The organism is Micromonospora endophytica (genome assembly GCF_003236305.1).
GTDB classification, from domain to species: Bacteria; Actinomycetota; Actinomycetes; order Mycobacteriales; family Micromonosporaceae; genus Micromonospora; species Micromonospora endophytica.
Map to the genome: position 1 here is coordinate 1 of NZ_POTX01000375.1, position 3,946 is coordinate 3,946.

A 3,946-nucleotide genomic window follows, 5' to 3' on the forward strand; every position below is an offset into this window, starting at 1 on the left:
CCGCCCCACCGCCACCAACGCCGCGGTCAGGACGGTGACCAGCGAGAAAACCCCGATGACCGCGGAGAGGTTGCCACCCACGCCCATGATCCTGCCCCGCCCCGCCCCGCCGATCTAGGGGCAATCGTCGTCGCTGGAGATCACCTAACGACACTTGGCCCTAGATCGACGCGGGATCACGACGACGCGGGATCACGACGACGCGGGGTCAGTAGGCGCCCTTGCGGGCTAGCACCACGCCGACGGTGCGCCACAGGATGCTCAGGTCGTACGCGAGCGACCAGTTGTCGACGTAGTAGAGGTCCAGCCGGACCGCCTCGTCCCAGGAGAGATCGGAGCGGCCGGAGACCTGCCACAGGCCGGTCATGCCGGGGCGGACCAGCAGCCGGCGCCGCACATCGCCCAGGAAGTCACCGTCGTCGGCGGGCAGCGGGCGCGGGCCGACAAGCGACATCTCGCCCTTCAGCACGTTGATCAACTGCGGCAGCTCGTCAAGCGAGGAGGCGCGCAGGAAGCGGGCCACCGGGAAGACCCGAGGGTCCTGCTTCATCTTGAACAACATGCCGTCGGTCTCGTTCTGGTCGACCAGGCTGGCCAGCCGGTCCTCGGCGTCGACGTACATGGTCCGGAACTTCCACACCCGGAACGTGCGTCCCTCGTGCCCCACCCGGGGCTGCCGGAAGAAGACCGGACCCGGGTCGGAAATCCGGATGGCGACGGCGATGGCGACGAAGACCGGGGCCAGCAGCAGCAGGCCGAGACCGGCCCCGACCCGGTCCATCATGCTCTTGGCCAGCAGCGCCGGCCCGGACAGGGTCGGCTCCTCGACGTGCAACAGCGGCAGGCCCTCGATCGGGCGGATGTGCACCCGGGGACCGGCGATGTCGGTCAGCTGCGGTGCCACCACCAGGTCGACTCCGGAACCCTCCAACTGCCAGGCCAGGCGGCGCAGCTCGCCCGGCTCGGCGCTGGCCGAACCGCAGACCGCGATGGTGTCGCCACCGACCTCCCGGACCAGGGAGAGCACGTCGCGGCCGGCGTACACCGGGACCGGGGTCTGCACGCCCTTGGCCGCCGCGTATCCGTCGGTGATGTGGATGGCCACCGGCACCAGCCCGGCGGCTGGGTTGCGGGTGACCGCCGTGTAGACCTCCAGGCACTCCGGCAGGGTGCCGACCAGCACCATCCGGTGCGCCGCCTGCTGGATGTTGCGACGCACCACGTGCAGCACGAACCGGGCCAGGATCCGGCCCAGCAGGATCAGCAGCAGGGCCATCAGCAGCGCGGTGCTCACGGTGAACCGGGACAGGTCGGTCTTGGTGGCGAACGCGATGAAGGAGACCGCCGCGCAGACCGCCACGCCGGCCCGGATGACCCGCTTGAACTCGTCCGGCCCGAGCCCGAGGCAGCGCCGGTCGTAGGCGCCGTTGAACCACAGGATGGTCAGCCACCCCAGCGGCAACAGCAGGAAAGCGACGGTGAAGAACCAGGTGGGGTCGTCCTGGGCCGCGTGGAAACCCGCGGTGGCCTGGTCGAAGGTGCTGATCGCGGTGTAGCTGGAGAAGGCCGCCGCCGCGAAGTCCAACAGCAGAAGGATCAGGGTGTACGGCCGGTGCCAGCGGGAGACGCGACGCCGGGCCCGGGCCCACGCCGACCGGGGTACGCCGTTGTGAGACGGCTGGTTCGGCGGCTGGATCTCGAAGCTGTCGACGTGCCGCACGAGTTTGCTCCGGCCTTCGTTGGTTACCGGGCGCTGGAGGCTAGTCGTCACCTCACCCATGTCCTCCCGCATGACACGCGTCGCTCACTCGCAGTGAGGGCGCGGGTCGCCCACAGTTCCAGTCTTCCACGCGGAATCCGTCGCCTCGCTGACCTGGCGGGACCTCGCACGACGGGCTCGTTTTCACCTGGCATCTGGCCGACTCCACGCCATCCGGAAGCCGGGGACCGGGCCACTATACCGATGGATGACGGCCCGGGTAGAGCGGCGGACCGGTGGTTTCATACGCCGCGTCCGATTCCGCTGAGTAGTCGGCGAGTGGTGTTACTCACCGTACAAGGCGGGACAGCCGTCGGTCAGCGAGCGGTTTGCCGCCGGTCTGGCAGGTCGGGCAGTACTGGAGGTCGGAATCGGCGAACGAGACCTCACGGACGGTGTCGCCACAGACCGGGCAGGGCAGGCCGGTGCGGGCGTGCACCTTCAGCCCGGACCGCTTCTCGCCTTTCAGTTCCGCGGCACGCTGCCCCAGCGAGCGGGTCACCGCGTCGCCGAGCACCCGCCGGGTCGCCGAGTGCAGGGTGGCGAGCTGATCGTCGGTCAGCCGGTTGGTCAGCGCGAACGGTGACAGCTTCGCCGCGTGCAGGATCTCGTCCGAGTACGCGTTGCCCACGCCGGAGAGCACTGCCTGGTCGGTGAGCACCCCCTTCACCTGCCCCCGGCGGCTGCGCAGCGCCGCGGCGAAGGTGGCGAGGTCGGCCGAGAGCGCGTCCGGCCCGAGCTTGGCCACCCCGGGCACCACCTGCGGATCGGTCACCAGGTAGGCGGCGAGTTTCTTCTGCGTACCGGCCTCGGTCAGGTCGAAACCGGAGCCGTCGTCGAGCCGGACCCGCAGCGCGATCAGTCCCTTACCGGGACGTAACGCAACGGTGGAGGCGAACGCCTCGCGGTAGTGCAGCCAGCCCGCCCGGGCCAGGTGGACCACCAGGTGCAGGCCACCGTCGAAGACCACGTCGAGGAACTTGCCGTGCCGCCGCGCGTCGGTCACCGCCCGTCCGGCGACCGCTGTCGGCGCCGGATCGTACGTCTTCAGGGCGCTGATCGCGGAGATCTCCAGCCGCTCCACGCGGCGGCCCACCGCGCGCTGCCGCAGGTAACCCGCGAGCGCCTCCACCTCCGGTAGTTCGGGCACATCGGTAACGGTAGCGTCTGTGCGCGTGAGAATCGTGGTGGCGCACAACCGGTACCGGGAAGCTCAGCCCTCCGGTGAGAACACCATCGTCGACGCGGAGATCGCCCAGCTCACCGCGGCCGGCGTGGAGGTGCTGCCGTTTCTGCGCAGCTCCGACGAGATCGCTTCGATGCCGAAGTCGGCGAAGGCGCTGTTGCCGATCTCCCCGATCTACGCGCCTCGGGCCCAGCAGGACTTGGCCCGCCTGCTCACCGAGCACCGGCCGGACGTGTTGCACCTGCACAACCCGTACCCCCTGTTGTCGCCCTGGGTGGTGCGGACCGCGCACAAGCACGGCGTGCCGGTGGTGCAGACGGTGCACAACTACCGCCAGGTCTGCTCCTCCGGGCTGTACTTCCGGGACGGGGTGATCTGCCAGGACTGCCGGGGCCGGGCGCTGGGCGTGCCGGCGGTGGTGCACCGCTGCTACCGGGGCTCGCGGGCGCAGAGCGCGCTGATGGCCACCACCCTTGCCGTGCATCGGGGCACCTGGAAGTCGGTGGACCGGTTCATCGCCCTGACCAGCGCGGTCGCCGACCACCTGCGCGACTACGGCATTCCGGACGACCGGATCGTGGTGAAGCCGAACGGCATCCCCGACCCGGGCACGCCCGCCCCGCTCGGCCAGGGCTTCCTCTTCCTCGGCCGGCTCTCCCCGGAGAAGGGCGTCGGCCTGCTGCTGGACGCCTGGCGGCGGCACCCGGACGGCGCGCTCGGGCCGCTGCGTGTCGCCGGTGACGGTGAGCTTCGCCCCCTTGTCGAGTCGGTCGCGGCCGAGCGCGCCGACGTCACCTTCCTCGGCCCGCTGGACCGGGCCGGCGTACGCGCCGCGCTGGCCGCCAGCGCCGTGGTGCTGGCCACCTCCACCTGGCACGACGTACTGCCGACGGTGATCATCGAGGCGTTGGCCAGCGGCCGTCCGGTGCTCGGCACCGCACTCGGCGGCATCCCGTACCTGGTCGGCGCGGACACCCCCCGCGAACCCGCCGGCACCGGCC

At 70.7% G+C, this 3,946-nt stretch carries 3 protein-coding genes; 1 reads left to right on the top strand and 2 read right to left on the bottom strand.

Annotation, left to right across the window (positions count from 1 at the left end):
• Window positions 1–208: 208 nt before the first annotated feature.
• Both C1I93_RS29245 and C1I93_RS29250 read right to left on the bottom strand, forming a co-directional pair.
• Complete coding sequence (locus C1I93_RS29245; RefSeq protein WP_111246489.1) at window positions 209–1,780, bottom strand: sugar transferase; 1,572 nt, start codon at window positions 1,778–1,780, stop codon at window positions 209–211.
• A 268-nt stretch (window positions 1,781–2,048) separates the two neighbouring features.
• A complete protein-coding gene (locus C1I93_RS29250) occupies window positions 2,049–2,909 on the bottom strand; it encodes an Fpg/Nei family DNA glycosylase (RefSeq protein WP_111246488.1) in 861 nt (286 codons plus the stop codon).
• A gap of 25 nt (window positions 2,910–2,934) precedes the next feature.
• Between C1I93_RS29250 and C1I93_RS29255 the strand changes: the two genes are divergently transcribed.
• Window positions 2,935–3,946 (top strand): glycosyltransferase (locus C1I93_RS29255; protein ID WP_111246490.1); only part of this gene is annotated, 1,012 nt, incomplete at its 3' end.

Bases quoted from the DNA above. Each gene is read 5' to 3' on its own strand.
- C1I93_RS29245 (WP_111246489.1), bottom strand. From the start codon at position 1,780: ATGGGTGAGGTGACGACTAGCCTCCAGCGCCCGGTAACCAACGAAGGC.